Annotated in this window: 12 protein-coding genes; 6 read left to right on the forward strand and 6 right to left on the reverse strand. The window is 72.3% G+C overall.

Translation table 11 applies throughout. The features are described 5' to 3' along the window. The first annotated feature begins 471 nt into the window (after positions 1-471). Both ACFV0T_RS35070 and ACFV0T_RS35075 read left to right on the forward strand, forming a co-directional pair. Positions 472-2,034 (forward strand): amino acid permease, encoded by a 1,563-nt coding sequence (locus ACFV0T_RS35070; protein ID WP_385788430.1) that lies wholly within the window; start codon positions 472-474, stop codon positions 2,032-2,034. Between the two features lie 356 nt (positions 2,035-2,390). Then, positions 2,391-3,362: an RluA family pseudouridine synthase gene (locus tag ACFV0T_RS35075; protein WP_385788433.1), complete on the forward strand. Its 972-nt coding sequence runs from the start codon at positions 2,391-2,393 to the stop codon at positions 3,360-3,362. On the opposite strand, the gene ACFV0T_RS35080 is transcribed toward ACFV0T_RS35075, so the two are convergent. From ACFV0T_RS35080 to ACFV0T_RS35105, 6 genes are all read right to left on the reverse strand, one after another. Next, positions 3,356-4,873 carry a cytochrome P450 gene (locus ACFV0T_RS35080; RefSeq protein ID WP_385788436.1) on the reverse strand — a complete coding sequence of 506 codons (1,518 nt, stop codon included), beginning with the start codon at positions 4,871-4,873 and terminating at the stop codon, positions 3,356-3,358. The two genes, ACFV0T_RS35075 and ACFV0T_RS35080, sit on opposite strands and share 7 nt — an antisense overlap. A gap of 63 nt (positions 4,874-4,936) precedes the next feature. Continuing rightward, the gene (locus ACFV0T_RS35085) at positions 4,937-5,557 is read right to left on the reverse strand and encodes an ATP/GTP-binding protein (RefSeq protein WP_385788438.1); all 621 of its coding nucleotides are present in this window, start codon (positions 5,555-5,557) and stop codon (positions 4,937-4,939) included. Next, positions 5,538-5,933 (reverse strand): DUF742 domain-containing protein, encoded by a 396-nt coding sequence (locus ACFV0T_RS35090; RefSeq protein ID WP_385788441.1) that lies wholly within the window; start codon positions 5,931-5,933, stop codon positions 5,538-5,540. Before ACFV0T_RS35090 ends, ACFV0T_RS35085 begins: the two co-directional genes overlap by 20 nt. Then, the gene (locus ACFV0T_RS35095; protein ID WP_385788443.1) at positions 5,930-6,337 is read right to left on the reverse strand and encodes a roadblock/LC7 domain-containing protein; all 408 of its coding nucleotides are present in this window, start codon (positions 6,335-6,337) and stop codon (positions 5,930-5,932) included. Before ACFV0T_RS35095 ends, ACFV0T_RS35090 begins: the two co-directional genes overlap by 4 nt. Next, positions 6,334-7,950 (reverse strand): ATP-binding protein, encoded by a 1,617-nt coding sequence (locus ACFV0T_RS35100; RefSeq protein ID WP_385788446.1) that lies wholly within the window; start codon positions 7,948-7,950, stop codon positions 6,334-6,336. Before ACFV0T_RS35100 ends, ACFV0T_RS35095 begins: the two co-directional genes overlap by 4 nt. Before the next feature lie 258 nt (positions 7,951-8,208). Further along, positions 8,209-8,835, reverse strand: coding sequence for a TetR/AcrR family transcriptional regulator (locus ACFV0T_RS35105; protein ID WP_385788448.1), 627 nt, complete (start codon positions 8,833-8,835; stop codon positions 8,209-8,211). A 299-nt stretch (positions 8,836-9,134) separates the two neighbouring features. Between ACFV0T_RS35105 and ACFV0T_RS35110 the strand changes: the two genes are divergently transcribed. The 4 genes from ACFV0T_RS35110 to atzF all read left to right on the forward strand — a co-directional run bounded on the left by ACFV0T_RS35110 (position 9,135) and on the right by atzF (position 15,814). Beyond that, the gene (locus ACFV0T_RS35110; RefSeq protein WP_385788451.1) at positions 9,135-9,959 is read left to right on the forward strand and encodes an urea amidolyase associated protein UAAP1; all 825 of its coding nucleotides are present in this window, start codon (positions 9,135-9,137) and stop codon (positions 9,957-9,959) included. Next, the gene (locus tag ACFV0T_RS35115) at positions 9,956-10,567 is read left to right on the forward strand and encodes an urea amidolyase associated protein UAAP2 (protein ID WP_385788454.1); all 612 of its coding nucleotides are present in this window, start codon (positions 9,956-9,958) and stop codon (positions 10,565-10,567) included. The genes ACFV0T_RS35110 and ACFV0T_RS35115 overlap by 4 nt, the downstream gene beginning before the upstream one ends. Next, the gene (locus tag ACFV0T_RS35120) at positions 10,564-14,079 is read left to right on the forward strand and encodes a 5-oxoprolinase/urea amidolyase family protein (RefSeq protein WP_385788457.1); all 3,516 of its coding nucleotides are present in this window, start codon (positions 10,564-10,566) and stop codon (positions 14,077-14,079) included. Before ACFV0T_RS35115 ends, ACFV0T_RS35120 begins: the two co-directional genes overlap by 4 nt. A gap of 73 nt (positions 14,080-14,152) precedes the next feature. Next, complete coding sequence (gene atzF, locus ACFV0T_RS35125; protein WP_385788460.1) at positions 14,153-15,814, forward strand: allophanate hydrolase; 1,662 nt, start codon at positions 14,153-14,155, stop codon at positions 15,812-15,814. The last annotated feature ends 166 nt before the right edge of the window (positions 15,815-15,980 follow it).

A 15,980-nucleotide genomic window follows, 5' to 3' on the forward strand; every position in this document is an offset into this window, starting at 1 on the left:
CGCCCCCGCGGGGTGTGCTTGTTTGTCCCTCGGGGGGGCCCCGTCGGGGGGGCCGCCGCTTCGTCATGCCCGGGCACCGTCATGTCCCGTCCTTGCGCCCTCAAGTCCCGTCCCTGCGCCCTCAAGTCCCGCCCCTGCGCCCTCATGTCGCGTCCCGGCACCCTCATGTGCCGTCCCGGCACCCTCATGTCGCGTCCCGGCACCCTCATGTCCCGTCCCTGCGCCCCGACTACGTCATGTCCGGCACCACCGCTACGCCGTGCCCGGCACCCCTGCTTGGTCACATCCGGCACCCACAACTACGCGCGTCCGGCACTCCTCGAGCGCGCGCGACATATCGCGACCGGTGCCGGGCGGCACGGGCGTGAGGACTTGGGCCCGCCGCGGACACGACGGCGTGACGCGGGTGAAACAGCCCGTCCCTAATTTCTGTCGCCCGACAGGAATTACGCGCCCAAGGCAGGTGCCGCCATGACGACCACAGCCCCCTCCGACGTACGTCCCGACCCGCCGAAGCCCACCGACGACCGCTCCCTCGCGGAGTTCGGCTACCGTCAGGAGTTGCACCGCAGCCTCGGCCGCTACGCGTCGTTCGCGGCCGGGTTCTCCTTCATCTCCGTCCTGACCACCGTCTTCCAGTTCTTCGCCTTCGGGTACGCGTTCGGCGGTCCCGTCTTCTTCTGGGCCTGGCCGGCCGTGCTGGTCGGGCAGTTGCTGGTGGCCGCCTGCTTCGCGGAACTGGCCGCCCGCTACCCGATCTCGGGCGCGATCTACCAGTGGTCGTCCCGTCTGTCGAACGCCTCCTTCGGCTGGTTCGCCGGCTGGATCATGGTGATCGGACAGATCGTGGTGGTCGCGGCGGCGGCGCTGGCCCTCCAGATGGTGCTGCCGGCGATCTGGTCCGGCTTCCAGCTGATCGGCGACGACCCGGCACCGACGTCCCCCGACGGCGCGGCCAACGCGGCGCTGCTCGGCGTGCTCCTGCTGGCCCTGACGACCCTCGTGAACGTCCTGGACAACCGGGTGCTGTCCGTGGTCAACCGGGTCGGCGTGACCGCCGAGATCATCGGCGCGGTGCTCATCGTCGTCCTCCTGCTCACCCACTCCGACCGCTCCCCCGGCATCACCTTCCACACCGGGGGCGCCGCTCAGGACGGCCTGTTCGGCGCGCTGCTCGTCGGCTCGTTCACGGCGGCGTACGTGATGATCGGCTTCGACAGCGCGGGCGAGATGAGCGAGGAGACGCACAACCCCCGGCGCACCGCGCCCCGTACGATCCTCACCGCGCTCGCCGCGGCCGGGCTGCTCGGCGGTCTGATCGTGCTCGGCGGCCTGCTCGCCGCACCCAGCCTCACCGACGTGCATCTGGCGGTGGACGGCCTGAGCTACGTCCTGACCAGCAGCCTGGGCGACGGGGTCGGCAAACTCCTGCTCGCCGACGTGGTGGTGGCGATCGCGGTGGCGACCCTGGCGATCCAGACCGCCGCCTGCCGGATGCTGTTCTCGATGGCCCGCGACGGCCGACTGCCCTTCTCCCACCGTCTGGCGAAGGTCAACCCGCGCACCGGCATGCCCGGCGCCCCCGCCCTGGTCGTCGGCTCCCTCGCGGCGTCCCTGCTGCTGCTCGACTTCGCCTCGCCGGAGGCGTTCCTGGCCATCGGCACCACCTGCATCGTGATGCTCTACCTGGCCTACGCGATGGTCACCGGCCCGCTGCTGGTACGCCGGCTGCGCGGCGAGTTCCCTGCCGGGGGCACCGACGAGACGGGCACCCCGCTGTTCTCCCTGGGCCGGTGGGGCGTCCCCGTCAACGCGCTCGCCCTCGTCTACGGCCTGTTCATGACGGTCAACCTCGCCTGGCCCCGCGCCGCGGTGTACGACCCGGCGGGCGGACACTGGTACTTCCAGTGGTTCACGGTGCTCTTCCTGACCGTGACGGTCGCGGCGGGCGTGGCCTACCGGACGTACCGCGAACGGGCGGCGGCCGGGACCGTCGTGACGGAGGCGGCGCCGTCGACCGCGCCGGCGGCTTGACGGGCCGATCACGCTCTCAGCGGGCCCGACGGCGTCCGCGGCGGTACCCGCGCCCCGAAGAGGGGCGCGGGGGACTGCGCGACCGGCCAAGGACGGCCCGCGGATTCATCGCCTCGGATCCAGTGCCGCAGCTTCGGACGGAGCACCGGCGTCCGCGCGCTCGCGTCGGCGTCGGGTCCGGGGTCAGGGGCCAGGGGTCTGAGGTCAGGGGCCAGGGGTCAGGGATCAGGGCGGAGCGTCGGTCCGGGCGGAACGCTCGGGGCCCTCTCCCCCGTGCGGGGAGCGTGACGCCCGGCGGCCCTCGTGCCGCCTCGGCGTTTTCCGTGGTCACGTGCCGCCTCGTAGGCTGGGCCGCGATGAGACGTCGCACCCCGCCACCGCCCTCCCCGCTGCCGCAACGCGACGGCGTGGACGCGGTGCGGGTACGGCTGCCCGCCGAGGGGGCGTGGCCCACCCTGCGCGCCTACCTGGTGGAGCGGCTGTCGGGGGCGGCGCCCGGGGCGGTCGCCGGGATGTTCGACGCCGGACTGGTGGTCGGGGCGGACGGACGGGCCGTGGCGGCGGAGGCGGCGTACGCGCCGGGGACGTACGTCTGGTTCCACCGGGAGCTGCCCGTCGAGGTGCCGGTGCCCTTCCCGCTGGAGGTCGTGTACCGCGACGATCACATCGTGGTCGCCGACAAGCCGCACTTCCTTGCCACGACCCCCCGGGGCAGCCACGTCACCCAGACCGCGCTGGCCCGGCTGCGGCGGGAGCTCGGCATCCCGGCCCTCGGCGCCGCGCACCGGCTGGACCGGCTCACGGCCGGGCTGGTGCTGTTCACGGTGCGGCCCGAGGAGCGCGGCGCGTACCAGACGCTGTTCGCCGAGCGGCGGGTGCGCAAGGTGTACGAGGCCGTCGCCCCGTACGATCCGAGGCTCTCGCTGCCCCGGACCGTGCGCAGCCGGATCGTGAAGGAGCGCGGGGTGCAGGCCGCGCGGGAGGTCGAGGGCGAGCCGAACGCGGTCACCCGCGTGGAGCTGATCGAGTATCGCGCCGGACCGGCCACCGAACCGACGGCCGGACTGGGCCGCTACCGGCTGCTGCCCACGACCGGGCAGACCCATCAGCTACGGGTGCACCTGAACGCGCTGGGCCTGCCGATCCTGGGCGACCCGCTCTATCCCCTGGTGACCGGCCCCGTGCCGGACGGCGACTTCCGACGCCCGCTGCAACTGCTGGCGCGGGAGCTGGAGTTCACCGACCCGGTCACGGGGACCGCACACCGTTTCCGCAGCGGACGCACCCTCGCCGCGTGGTCCGCGTACGACGAGTGGGCCGGTCAGTAGCCGCGCCACCAGCGCAGGAAGCGCTGCCAGGCACCCAGCCGGTGCGCCGGCTCCGGCGGCGTCGGGGCGGCCTGGGCCGGGGCGGGCCCTGCGGGCACGACCGGCACGACCGTCGGGGCGGGCGGGGCGGGCGGGGCGGGCGGGGCGGGCTGCGCCTCGGAGAGGTCGACCTGCCAGGTGGAGCGCTGCGGCGGGATCGGGTTTCCGTGGGTCGGTTTGACCATCACGTCCTGCTCCGGCTTCGGCTCGAACATCACCGGCAGATCGACCAGATGCCGTGAGGCGATGGAGGCCGTCCACCTCAGCTCGTCCTCGTCGCAGTCGAGTTGCACGTCCGGAAGTCGCCTGAGCAGCGCGTCGACACCGACGTCGGCGATGGCACGGCCGATGTCCTGTCCGGGGCACTCGTGCGGGCCGCCGCCGAAGGCGAGGTGCGAGCGGTTGCCCTGCATGTTGGCGGACAGGTCGGGGCGTACCCGCGGGTCGACGTTGCCCGGAGCGGGGGCGAAGAGCAGTCCGTCGCCCCTGCGGATGCGCTGGCCGCCCAACTCCGTGTCCTGCTTGGCGAAGTAGCCCAGGACGGTGCTGAACGGCGGCTCGTCCCACAGGGACTGCTCCACCGCCTCGGGCACCGTCATCTGTCCGCCGTTGAGCCGGGCCACGAAGCCCGGGTCGGTGAGCACCCGGCGCAGGACGTTGCCGAGCAGGTTGGTCGTGGCCTCGTAGGCGGCGAAGAGCACCAGCCGCAGGTGTTCCCTGACCTCGTCGTCGGTCAGCTTCGCCGGGTGGTTGACGAGGTGACTGGTGAGGTCCTCCTCGGGGTGGGCGCGGCGGCGGGTGGTGAGCCGGCTCAGCGCGTCCATGACGTAGCCGTGGCTGGCGATCGCCGTCTCGGTGCCCTTGAGGGCGTCACGGGCGGCCTGCACCATACGGTCGTTGTACTCGTCGGGCATGCCGAGGATCTCGCACAGTACGGCCATCGGAAGGTGCTCGGCGAACTGGCTGATCAGCTCCGCGTGTCCCTTCCGGCAGAACTCGTTGACCAGCCGCTGGGTGTAGCGGTAGATGTGGCGGCGGACGCCGCGGGGATCGATCGTGGAGACGGCGCCGAGCACCGCTCCGCGCAGCCGCAGATGCTCGTCGCCCTCGGCGTGGGAGCAGATGGGCTGCCAGGCGATGTGCGGCATCAGCGGATGGTCGGGCTTGACCGAGCCCTCCAGCAGCGGGGTCCAGACGCGGCTGTCCCGGGTGAACTGCGAGGGCGTGCGCACCATGTGCATGTTCTCCGCGTGGCCGAGAACCACCCACATCGGTACGTCCTCATGGAGCAGGACAGGCGCCACGGGGCCGTACTCGTCGCGTAGTCGCTCGTACAGGTCCTCCAGGTCCGCCGCTTCGGGGCCGTAGATCCGGTGCAGTCCTCCGGGGCCGCGGCCGTGCGCGGGACAGCCGGGGGGCGGGCCGGTCACGAGGTCGTCCGTACCGGTCGTGGAGTGGTGTTCAGACGTCACGGTGGGCGCTCCGAGAAAACTGGGGTCGATCGTGAAGTGGGGTGGGGTGGGGGGGTGGGCGGGTCAGACGAGGCTGCCGGAGAGGGCCATGGAGTGCAGGAAGCGCATCAGGGTCAGCAGCACATCGCGGCTGGAGGCCCGCCGGCGGACGTCGCACTCGATGATCGGGATCGCCGGCGCCAGGTCGAGTGCCGCCCGCAGGTCCTCGATCGGATAACGGGGGCCGTCGGGGAAGGAGTTGACGGCGACCACGAACGGCACGCCGCGCTCCTCCAACTGCCCCATGGCGTCGAAGCTGACTTCGAGTCGGCGGGTGTCGACGAGGACGACGGCGCCGAGCGCACCCTCGAACAGCCCGTTCCACAGGAACCAGAAGCGTTCCTGGCCCGGGGTGCCGAAGAGGTACAGCACCACCTGGTCGGTGATCTTGATACGGCCGAAGTCCATCGCCACGGTGGTGGCCGTCTTGGTCTCGGAGCCGTAGTTGTCGTCGACTCCGATGCCGGCCTGCGTCATGGTCTCCTCGGTGGTCAGCGGCCTGATCTCGCTGACCGCGCCGACCATGGTGGTCTTGCCGACGCCGAAGCCGCCCACGATGACGATCTTGGCCGCGGCCTGGGCCGTGTGCGGGAGATGGTCCTCGGCCCGTGGGCCCGGGACCGTCTCAGAGCCGTTGAAGTCCATGCATCACCGCTTCGAGAAGGGAACGGTCGGGGATCTGCTGACGGACGATGGGGGCGCGCACCTGCACCAGTTCGACCGCCAGCATCTCGGTGATCAGCACGGTCACCACGCTGAACGGCAGGCTGAGGTAGGCCGACAGTTCGGCCACCGACAGCGGGTTGGCGCACAGCCTGAGCACTGCCGACTGTTCCGGCGTGGCGGACGAGGGCGGCTCGGCGCGCGCCACGATTAAGGACACCAGGTCGAGGGGTGCGCGTTCGCCGTCCGTGCCGGTGATGATGTACAGCCGTTCGGGGTTCTTGCGCTCACCCTCTTTCGGGGGCTGCGCGGACGGCGGTTCCGTGGGGTGTCGCCGCTGGCGTTGCGGAGGAGTCATACGGTCTGCCCGTTGCGCCGGGGCGGACTCGTGAGATGGGCGCCGATGCGGACGACGAGGTCGCGCATGTGGGCGCTCATGTTCCCGGGTTCGCAGATCACGTCGGCGAGGACGGCGAGGTAGGCGTTGGCGCCGGCGGCCATCAGGTAGAAGTAGCCGCCGTTCAGCTCGATGATGACCACCTTCATCTCGCCGTCGCTGGTCGGGATCTCCTGGGCGACGGCGCTCGCGAGGCTCTGCAGGCCGGCGCAGGCCGCGGCGACGCGGTCGGCGGCGTCCGGATCGCCGCCGTAGCGGGCGATGCGCAGTCCGTCGGCCGAGAGCACCACGATCATCTCGATGCCCGGAACGCTCTTGTAGAGCTCCTTGAGCATCCAGTCGAAGTTCGCTCGCTGCTGGATCACTTGAGGTCCCCCTCGTCGTCGGCCCCGGGGTGGGCCGGCTCATTGATCAGATGCATGTACGCGGTCGGGTTACGGGTGAAGTCGGTCGGGTCCGGGCCCGGGTTGTCCTTCTTGAGTCCCTCCCAGAAGGCCTCGACCCAGAGACCGGGTGCGCGCTCGTCCTTCTTCGGCTCGGGCTGGGGCTGGGCCTGGGTCCAGACGTCGGGCGTGCCCTCGCGTGCGAGGCGTTCGGATTCCGCGGCCTCGGCGAACCGCTGGCTGAGGGGGGTCTGCATCCGGCTGCGGCGCTGCGGCAGGCCTTTGTCGGTCCACTCCGTGACCTCGGGCACGTCGTCCTCCATGGAGACAGAGGCCGGGATACGCGGGCTGGTGGGGCGGCGCTTCTTCGGCGGGCGCTTGGGGCCCTCCACCGCGCCGAGTTCGATCGAGGGCACGGCGGTGGCGCCGATGCCGTGCGCGAAGCCGGGCGCCGGGTCGGAGGTCATCATCTCGCTGGGCACGATGAGGACGGCGCGGACACCGCCGTAGGCGGAGGCCCGCAGGGAGACCTGGAGGTTGAAGGACGTGCACAGGCGGCCGACGACCGCGAGGCCCAGGCGCGGGGTGTCGCTGAGTTCCTGGACGTCGACGCCCCTCTTGGCGGCTTCCAGCAGGCCCTCGGCCTTGGCGCGGGCCTCCTCGCTGAGGCTGACCCCGGCGTCCTCGATCTCGATGGCGATGCCGGTCTGCACCTCGACCGCGTTGACGTGCACGTTGGTCTGCGGCGGCGAGTAGCGCGTGGCGTTGTCCATGAGCTCGGCGAGCGCGTGGATGAGCGGCTCGACGGAGATGCCCCGGATGTTGACCTTGGCGATGGAGTCGAGCTTGATGCGGCGGTACTCCAGGATGCGGGACATGGCGCCGCGCAGCACGCTGTACAGCGGGACGGGCTGGGGCCACTGACGGCCGGGGCGGCCGCCGTTGATGACGGCCATGGTGTCGGCGAGCCTGCCGATCAGCGAGGTGCCGTGGTCGATCCGCAGCAGGTCGTCGAAGACCTCGGGATTGCGGCCGTGGTCCTCCTCCATCTCCCGCAGTTCACTGGCCTGCTGGTGGACGATCGCCTGGACGCGCCGGGCGACGCTGACGAAGGAGCGCTGTCCGGAGTCGCGGATCATCTCCTCGTGGTCGACGATGTCGAGCACCGTCTTGACCACGATGCGATGCGCCTCGGTGAGGTCGCCGTAGACGGGATCCGAGTTGATGAGGTGACGCATCACCTCGCCCGGGGAGTTCCCGCCGCGCATCACCTTCAGCGCGGTCGGCAGGACCTCCTTGGCGACCTTGAGGTTGACCTCGTCATGGGCGGCGACCCGGCCTTCCAGATACGCACGGTGACGGGCATGGTCGGCGCGCGCGTCCTGGAGGCTTCGGCCGCGGCGGACCGCCTCGGCCCCGGCCGCGATCACCAGGAGAGTGGCGACGGCGCCGCACAGGACGACCGCGAGGCGGGCCGAGTCGGCCACCAGGGCGACGGCGGCCCCGGTCACCGCGGCCATCAGTATGGCGGGCAGCAACAGCACGCGCGCGTAGGGGAGTTCGCGGCGATCTGGCGGGGACTGAACACTCACCATGTAGGCCCTCGAAACGAATCGGGATCTGTTAAACATTTGGGAACAAGCGCACGAATACATATCAACTCGGTGCGCTGCGGGCGAGCTTAGTCCGACCGGATCAACGCTGTGTCATATTCAGCAAGCACCTGAAATCGCCCTGGCAAGGGGAGTACCCTCAGCCCCATTTACACGCTGAGCCCCTACTCGAACACGGTGCGTCACGGCACACGGGCGCACGAAAACCACTCACCGCAATGAGTGAAGGCCGATTCCGGGTCAGACTCCGACGATGCGCAGCGCCGCGTCCGCCGTGGCCTCCGCGAACGCCGACACCGGCCGCTCCGGGTCGGAGCGGTGGACCAGGATGACGCCCTCGATCAGCCCGAACACCAGATCCGTACGGACTTCGAGCTCGCTCTTGGCGAGCGCGCCGCCCGCGGCGGTCGCGGCGAGCAACTGCCGGTAGGCGTCCTTCAGTTCGGCGCGCACGGCATGGAAGCCGGCGAACCGCTCGGTACGCACCTCGGGCAGCAGGTAGAGGCCGCCGAGGTTGTGCGGTCCGCCGCACAGCAGCTCGACATCGGTCCGGCACAGCCGCCACAGCCGGCCCTCGGCCGGTGTCGCGTCGTCGGCGAGCAGGTCACGGGCGTACGCCAGCGAGGGCGTGACCGTGGACTCCAGCAGCGCGGCCAGGAGTTCCTCCTTGCCGGAGACGTAGTGGTACATCGACGCCTGCCGCATGCCCGCCCGTTCGGCGACAGCCCGTGTCGTCGTGGCCGCGTAGCCCCGCGTGGTGAACAACTCCGCGGCGGCGGCGAGCAGTTCGGCACGCGGCTCCAGACCGCTGTCCGGCCGCTGCGCGGCCCGCGGTCTGCCGACCCTGCGCCCGCCGTTCGTCCCCATGCGTTCGATCCTCGCACACGGCCCCGCCCGCCGATCTCCGTGAGGGCTCGGTAACCGCCCGGCAACCCGAGGGCAACGCCGGCGACCCGGCCCGCCCCTAATTTCTGTCGGGCGACAGAAATTGAGCGGCGAAAGCCGGGCGCCGGAGACCGAGCGTCAGGAACAAACTGCCGGACGCCAGAGGTCAGGCGTCCGGAGTCAAGCCGCACGCCGCACGAGTGCACACCACACCAGTGCACACCGCACGAGTGCACACCGCAGTGAAGCCGTACGAGCGAACCCGAGCCGGAGGTCCCGCGATGGCGACAGCGACCACATACGGAGCCCGCGCCCATGCCCGCGCCCAGGAGGGCACACACACCGACGCGATGCCCGTCGTACCGGCGGGGAACTGGCCGACACCGCCGTGCGAGGCGGGCCACCTCGTGTGGGCCGAGACGGTGGCCGGCGGCAACTACACCCACCGGGTCCTCGCCCGCGGCACCGAACTGCGCCTGACCGATACGCACGGCGACGCGTGCGCCCACCTGCTGCTCTTCGTGGCCGACCGGCCCTGGGAGCGGCTCAACGTCGCCGACACGGTCAAGGTCCAGTGGAACGCGTACCTGACCGAGGGACAGCTCCTCCTGTCCGACCAGGGCCGGGTCCTCGCCTCGGTCGTCCGCGACACCTCCGCCCGGCACGACGCCCTGTGCGGCACCTCCACGCTCGTACGCAACACCGCACGGTACGGCGACGGCACCCCGCAGTCCGGCGCCCCGGCAGGGCGTGAACTGTTCAAGCTGGCCGCGGCCAAGAACGGCCTCGGGCCGCGCGACCTGCCGCCGTCCCTGTCGTTCTTCCAGGGCGTGGCGGTCCGCGACGACGGCACGCTCGACTTCACCGGCTCGGCGGGTCCCGGCGGCAGTGTCACCCTGCGCGCCGAGCAGGACGTGACCGTGCTGATCGCCAACGTGCCCCACCCGGCCGACCCGCGCCCGGACTACGTCAGCACCCCGCTGGAGGTACTGGCCTGGCGCGCGGCGGCGACGGGGCCCGGCGACCCGCTGTGGGACGCCACGCCCGAGGGCCGCCGCGCCTTCCTGAACACCGTCGAATTCCTTGCCGCGAGGGGGCTCGCATGAGCACGAAGACCGTGGTCCCGGCCCGCGCGGCCTGGTCGTCCGTCGTCCGCGCGGGCGAGACGCTGACCATCACCGACCTGCACGGCAACCAGGCCGTCGACTTCCTCGTCTACGACGCCCACGACACGTCCGTCCGCTACAGCGCGCCCGACACGATCCACGCCCAGGGGAACATCTTCCTCACCACGGGCAGTGTGCTGCTGTCCGACGAGCACACTCCGCTGATGACCGTGGTCGCCGACGACGTCGGCCGGCACGACACCGTCGGCGGCGCCTGCTCCAAGGAGTCCAACACCCTGCGCTACGGCCACCACACCTGGTCGCAGCACGCCTGCGTAGACAACTTCCTTGCCGAGGGCGCCCGTTACGGCCTCGGCAAGCGCGATCTCGTGTCCAACGTCAACTGGTACATGAACGTGCCCGTCGAGCGGGACGGCACACTCGGCATCGTCGACGGCCGCTCCGCCCCGGGCCTGGCACTGGCCCTGCGCGCCGAACGCGACGTCCTGGTCCTCGTCTCCAACTGCCCCCAGATCAACAACCCGTGCAACGGCTTCGAGCCGACGGCGGTGGAGATGACGATCACCGAGACGGGCGGCGGCGCATGACCTTCGACACGCTCCTGGTCGCCAACCGCGGCGAGATCGCGGTACGGATCATCCGCACGGCACGCGAACTCGGCCTGCGCACGGTGGCGGTGTACTCCGACCCGGACCGCTCGGCGCCCCATGTCCGGCTCGCCGACACGGCCGTACGGCTCGGCCCGGCGCCCGCGAAGGAGTCGTACCTCGACGCCGACCTGGTGCTGAGGGCGGCCAAGGACACCGGCGCGGGCGCGATCCACCCCGGCTACGGCTTCCTCTCGGAGGACGCGGCCTTCGCGCGCCGCTGCGAGGACGCCGGAATCGTGTTCGTGGGCCCCACGCCCGAGCAGCTGGAGCTGTTCGGCGCCAAGCACACGGCCCGGGCGGCGGCCGAGGCGGCCGGGGTGCGGCTGGCGCCGGGCACCGGACTGCTGGCGTCGGCGGCGGAGGCGGTGCGGGCCGCCGCGCGCATCGGCTATCCGGTGATGCTCAAGGCCACCGGCGGTGGCGGCGGTATCGGTATGTCGGCATGTCGCTCCGCCGACGAACTGACCGAGGCCTGGGAACGGGTCCAACGGGTGGCCGCCGCCTCGTTCTCCTCCGCCGGGGTCTTCCTGGAGCGGCTGGTCGAACACGCCCGCCATGTCGAGGTGCAGGTCTTCGGCGACGGCGAGGGCCGGGTGGTCACCTTCGGCGACCGCGACTGCTCACTCCAGCGCCGCAACCAGAAGGTCCTGGAGGAGGCCCCGGCCCCGGGACTCCCGCCGCACGTCCGCGAGCGGCTCGCCTCCTCGGCCCGCGACCTGTGCGCCTCGGTCGGCTACCGCTCCGCCGGCACGGTCGAGTTCGTGTACGACGCCCTTCGCGAGGAGGCGTACTTCCTCGAGGTCAACACCCGCCTCCAGGTGGAGCACCCGGTCACCGAGGAGGTCTACGGCGTCGATCTGGTCGCCTGGATGCTCCGGCTGGCCCGCGGCGAACAGGACGTCGTGCGCGAACCGGGCACGCCGCGCGGTCACGCCGTCGAGGCCCGCCTCTACGCCGAGGACCCCTCGCGCGGACACCGGCCCAGCGCGGGCCTGTTGACGCGGGTGGAGTTCCCGCCCGGGACACGCGTCGACGGCTGGGTCGAGACCGGCACCGAGGTGACGACGTCGTACGACCCGATGCTCGCGAAGGTCATCGCCCACGGCACCGACCGGGAGCACGCGCTGCGGCGGCTGGACGAGGCGCTGGCCCGCACCCGCGTCGACGGTATCGAGACGAACCTCGGACTGGTCCGGGCGGCGCTGGCGGACCAGGACTTCCTGAGCGCGACCCACGCGACGTCGACCCTGGCGCGCCTCACCGATCCGACGCCCCGCGTCGAGGTGGTCTCCGGCGGGACGCTCACCACCGTGCAGGACTGGCCCGGCCGCACCGGCTACTGGCAGGTCGGCGTGCCGCCCTGCGGCCCGATGGACGACCTGTCCTTCCGGCTCGGCAACCGGGCGCTCGGCAACCACGAGGGCGCACCCGGCCTGGAGTGCACACTCCAGGGCCCGACGCTGCGGTTCACGCACGCCACCACGGTGTGTGTGACAGGCGCTCCGGCATCGATCACGCTCGACGGCGTCCCCGTCGCGCAGTGGGAGCCGGTGACGGTGCCCGCCGACGGGGTGCTGGAGGTCGGGCCACCCACCGGGCACGGTCTGCGCACCTACGTCCTGTTCGCGGGCGGCGGTCTGGACGTACCCGCCTTCCTCGGCAGCGCGAGCACCTTCACCCTGGGCCGTTTCGGCGGCCACGGCGGGCGGGCGCTGCGCACGGGCGACGTCCTGCACGGCGGAACGGTCGCCGAGGGCGCACCCGTGCCGACGGCCGACCGGCCGGTCCTGGGCGCGCTGTGGCACGTGGGAGCCGTGGAAGGCCCGCACGCGGCGCCGGAGTTCTTCACCGAGGACGACATCCGCGACTTCTACGCCGCCGACTGGAAGGTCCACTTCAACTCGGCGCGCACCGGTGTGCGTCTGGTCGGACCGAAGCCGCGCTGGGCCCGCACCGACGGCGGCGAGGCGGGTCTGCACCCGTCCAACATCCACGACACCCCGTACTCCGTCGGCGCCGTCGACTACACGGGCGACATGCCGGTGCTGCTCGGCCCGGACGGACCCTCGCTGGGCGGGTTCGTGTGCCCGGCGACGGTGCCGAGCGCCGAGCGGTGGAAGCTGGGCCAGTTGCGGCCGGGTGACACGGTGCGTTTCGTGCCGGTGGACGTCGACGGTTCACCCCGGCCGCCGATCGTGGACGGCGGAGTGCTGGCCCGGGACGGCGACGTGACCTTCCGGCGCAGCGGCGACGACAACCTGCTGGTCGAGTTCGGCCCGATGCAACTCGACCTGGCCCTGCGCATGCGGGTCCACGCGCTGATGGAGGCGGTGGCGGCCGCCGGGCTCGACGGGGTCACCGACCTCACCCCGGGCATCCGCTCCCTCCAGATCCACGCCGACCCCCGTCGCCTCCCGCAGCCCGTGCTTCTGGCCACCGTGCGCGAGATGGCAGCCGCGCTGCCGCCCACCGGCGAACTGGTCGTCCCCTCCCGGACCGTGCATCTCCCCCTGTCCTGGGACGACCCGGCGACCCGGGAGGCGATCGCCCGCTACATGGCGGGGGTGCGCGACGACGCCCCCTGGTGCCCGTGGAACATCGAGTTCATCCGCCGGGTCAACGGCCTGGAGTCGGTGGCGGACGTGTACCGCACGGTGTTCGACGCGGAGTACCTGGTCCTGGGGCTGGGCGATGTCTACCTGGGCGCGCCCGTGGCAACGCCCCTGGATCCCCGTCACCGCCTGGTGACCACGAAGTACAACCCGGCGCGCACCTGGACGGCCGAGAACTCGGTCGGCATCGGCGGCGCCTACCTGTGCGTCTACGGCATGGAGGGCCCCGGCGGCTACCAGTTCGTGGGCCGTACGACCCAGGTGTGGTCGCCCTGGCAGCAGCGCGGCGCCTTCGAGCCGGGCTCGCCCTGGCTGCTGCGCTTCTTCGACCGGATCAAGTGGTACCCGGTGGACGCGGACGAACTGCTCGACCTGCGCGCCGACATCACGTCCGGCCGCTTCGTGCCGCGCGTCGAGGAGGGGACCTTCTCCCTCGCCGGGTACCAGGCCTTTCTGACCGAACACGCCGAGTCGATCGGGGAGTTCAGGGCCCACCAGCGCGCGGCGTTCGCGGTGGAGCGGGACGCGTGGGAGGCGGCGGGCGAGTTCACCCGGGCCGAGGCCGCGACCGTTGCCGCCGCCCCGCCGGCCGCGGTGACGGTGCCGGCGGGCGGCCGGCTGATCGAGGCCGAGTTCGCCGCGTCGGTGTGGCAGGTGAACGTCGAGCCGGGCGACGAGGTGACCGCCGGTCAGCCGCTGCTCGCCCTGGAGGCGATGAAGATGGAGTCCAGGGTGCACGCGCCGGCCGCCGGTGTGGTGGCCGCGATCCTGGCCGGACCCGGAGACCAGGTGGAGGCCGGTTCGGCCCTGATCGTCCTGGCCCCGGCCGCGCGCTGAGGTCCGAGGCCCGAGGCCGGGTCCACGACAAACACGACAGAGACGACAGACACGAGGAGCACGAGGAGCACGTATGACGTCCACCCTGTCCCGAGTCCGGGCCGCCTACGCCCGGATCGAGGCCGTCGACCGCCCCGAGATCTGGATCGACCTGCGGCCGCGCCCGGAGGCCGAGGCGGAGGCCGAGGCCGTCGACGCGCGTGTGGCCGCGGGCGAACGGCTCCCGCTCGCCGGGCGTCTGCTGGCCGTGAAGGGCAACATCGACGTGGCGGGCCTGCCCACCACCGCCGGCTGCCCCGCCTACGGCTACGCGCCGCGCGCCGACGCCCCGGTCGTCGCCCGGCTGCGCGCGGCCGGGGCGCTCGTGCTGGGCACGACGAACCTGGACCAGTTCGCGACGGGCCTGGTGGGCACCCGCTCCCCGTACGGCGCGGTCCGGGGCGCCCGCGACCCGCGGCGGATCAGCGGCGGCTCCAGCTCCGGTTCCGCCGTCGCGGTGGCCCTCGGGATCGCCGACCTGGCGCTGGGCACCGACACCGCGGGCTCGGGCCGGGTCCCGGCCGCCTTCAACGGCATCGTCGGCCTCAAGCCCACCCGCGGTCTGGTCCCGACGACGGGTGTGGTCCCGGCCTGCGCCTCGATCGACTGCGTGACGGTGTTCGCCCGTACGCTCCCGGAGGCCGAGGAGGCGCTCGCGTACATGGCGGCACCGCCCGGCCACCCGGTGCCCGCCCGCGCCCCCGGCCCGTGGCGGGTCGCGGTCCCGGCCCCGGAGCAGCTGGGCGAACTCGACGCGGGCTGGGACGAGGCCTACGCGGCGGCCGTCGGGCGGGTCTCGGCGGCGGGCGCCGACGTACGGACCGTCGACCTGGGCCCGTTCACCGAGGCCGCCGCCATGCTCTACGAGGGCGCGTTCGTCGCCGAGCGCTACACGGCGGTGGGGAGCTTTGTCGATAAGTTGATCTCGGAAGGTGGTGCGGGGCTCGACCCCACGGTGGCCGGCATCATCACCCGCGCCCGGGACATCCCGGCCCACCGGCTCTACGCCGACCAGGCCCGCCTCGCCGCCCTGCGCACCCGCGCGCTGGTGGAACTCGGCGACGCGGACGCGCTGCTGTTGCCCACGGCGCCGGGCCATCCCACCATCGCCGAGGTCGCCGCCGACCCCTTGGTCGCCAACGCCCGCCTGGGCCGCTTCACCAACTCCACGAACCTGTTCGGCCTGGCGGCGGTCGCCGTCCCGGCCGACGAGGTGGACGGACTGCCCTTCGGCGTGATGGTGGTGGGCCCGGCGTTCACGGACGAACGGCTGGCGCGGATCGCCGGGCTGCTCCAGCCGGACACGCGGCTGGCGGTGGTGGGGGCACATCTGTCCGGCCAGCCCCTCAACCCGCAACTGCTGGCCCTGGGCGCCCGTCTCGACCGGACGACCACGACCGCGCCCGTCTACCGGCTGCACGCCCTGCGGACCGACCCGCCCAAGCCGGGCCTGGTCCACGTCGGCGCGGGCGGCGCCGGGATCGAGGCGGAGATCTGGCGCCTCCCGGCGGAGGGCCTGGGCCGCCTGCTGACCACACTCCCCCGCCCGATGGCCCTGGGCAGCGTGGAACTCACCGACGGCACCCGGGTCCCCGGCTTCCTCTGCGAACCGAGCGCCCTGGCCCAGTGCGAGGACATCACCTCATACGGCGGCTGGCGCGCCTACCTGCGAGACAGGCCGACCACCACCCCCTAGAACCACGAGCAGCCACACGACCAGCCACACTCCGACACCGCCCACACCAGCTCCCTCAGGGACGCGCGGACCCGTCCCCACACCGCCCACACCAGCTCCCTCAGGGACGCGCGGACCCGTCCCCAACACCGCCCACACCAGCTCCCTCAGGGGCGCGGGGAACTGC

It is taken from the genome of Streptomyces sp. NPDC059582 (assembly GCF_042735715.1).
In the GTDB taxonomy this organism is placed as follows: Bacteria; Actinomycetota; Actinomycetes; order Streptomycetales; family Streptomycetaceae; genus Streptomyces.

Excerpts from the sequence above, each read along its gene's own strand:
- ACFV0T_RS35070 (WP_385788430.1), top strand. The coding sequence starts at position 472 with ATGACGACCACAGCCCCCTCCGACGTACGTCCCGACCCGCCGAAGCCC.
- ACFV0T_RS35075 (WP_385788433.1), top strand. The coding sequence starts at position 2,391 with ATGAGACGTCGCACCCCGCCACCGCCCTCCCCGCTGCCGCAACGCGAC.
- ACFV0T_RS35085 (WP_385788438.1), bottom strand. The coding sequence starts at position 5,557 with ATGGACTTCAACGGCTCTGAGACGGTCCCGGGCCCACGGGCCGAGGAC.
- ACFV0T_RS35090 (WP_385788441.1), bottom strand. The coding sequence starts at position 5,933 with ATGACTCCTCCGCAACGCCAGCGGCGACACCCCACGGAACCGCCGTCC.
- ACFV0T_RS35100 (WP_385788446.1), bottom strand. The coding sequence starts at position 7,950 with ATGGTGAGTGTTCAGTCCCCGCCAGATCGCCGCGAACTCCCCTACGCG.
- ACFV0T_RS35105 (WP_385788448.1), bottom strand. The coding sequence starts at position 8,835 with ATGGGGACGAACGGCGGGCGCAGGGTCGGCAGACCGCGGGCCGCGCAG.
- ACFV0T_RS35110 (WP_385788451.1), top strand. The coding sequence starts at position 9,135 with ATGGCGACAGCGACCACATACGGAGCCCGCGCCCATGCCCGCGCCCAG.
- ACFV0T_RS35115 (WP_385788454.1), top strand. The coding sequence starts at position 9,956 with ATGAGCACGAAGACCGTGGTCCCGGCCCGCGCGGCCTGGTCGTCCGTC.
- ACFV0T_RS35120 (WP_385788457.1), top strand. The coding sequence starts at position 10,564 with ATGACCTTCGACACGCTCCTGGTCGCCAACCGCGGCGAGATCGCGGTA.
- atzF (WP_385788460.1), top strand. The coding sequence starts at position 14,153 with ATGACGTCCACCCTGTCCCGAGTCCGGGCCGCCTACGCCCGGATCGAG.